The organism is Ligilactobacillus acidipiscis DSM 15836 (genome assembly GCF_001435755.1).
Classification (GTDB): Bacteria; Bacillota; Bacilli; order Lactobacillales; family Lactobacillaceae; genus Ligilactobacillus; species Ligilactobacillus acidipiscis.
Window position 1 is genome coordinate 1 of sequence record NZ_AZFI01000315.1, and the last position, 857, is coordinate 857.

At 44.8% G+C, this 857-nt stretch carries 1 protein-coding gene; it reads right to left on the bottom strand.

The window, feature by feature from the left end:
• Positions 1–626 (bottom strand): class I SAM-dependent RNA methyltransferase (locus FC65_RS10880; RefSeq protein ID WP_156408639.1); only part of this gene is annotated, 626 nt, incomplete at its 3' end.
• Positions 627–857: the final 231 nt, after the last annotated feature.

The following is an 857-nucleotide window of genomic DNA, read 5'->3' on the forward strand; positions in this document are numbered from 1 at the left end:
CTATAATGACCACGACGAACCATCACGTTACGGATCACACCGGTGTGTTTTTCCTCATTATAAGCTGGCACGTTGAATTCGCGTAAAATATCGCGGACTGTGAGGATCACTTCATCGATCCGCGGATCTTGAATCTCATAATCTTCAAGCGGGATAAAGTTGTGGCTGCCTCGACGGAAAAAACCAGTCGTCAGCTGGCCTTGGTATTCGCGTGCTGGGACCTGTGCTTTATTCCGATAGTGGCGTGGTTCATCCATGCCCACCGTTTGAGCGACTTCTAAGTGTGACAAATGTGCTTTTTGTAAAAGATCGACTACTAATTTGCGCTTATATTTCAATTGTGCTGGATAAGCCCAGTGCTGCAAGGGCGCGATCCCCGTTTGAACGAGTTCTTTTTTACCAACGGCAACTCGCTCAGGGCTGGTAGTCAAATACTCGATTGCTTTGGCAAAACCATATTTCTTATCAGCCTTCAAAACGTGCAGTTTGACCTGCTCGCCTGGTAAGGCGCCAGCAACAAACAATGGATAGCCGTCGATCTTGGCAACTCCCATGCCCTGGTACGTCAAGTCCGTGATCGTTGCGGTTAATTCGTCATTTTTAGTGACGGGTGTTTTTTTCTTCATTTCATACTCCTTAAATTATGGTGCTTCATTCTTATTTCATTTGTCAGTATCGCTCATAGTGTACAAAAGGACTGTCTGAGGTGCAAGTTAAGTTTGCCATTTCCCCTTGTTGGCGTCATTTTTCATGCTTTGATCTTCAACAGCTTAGTGCAGCACGCGTCTAATATAAATGTGATGCTTACTTTGGTTAAATTTGCGTTACATTTCCACTTGTGTTGCTTACTTCTCCAG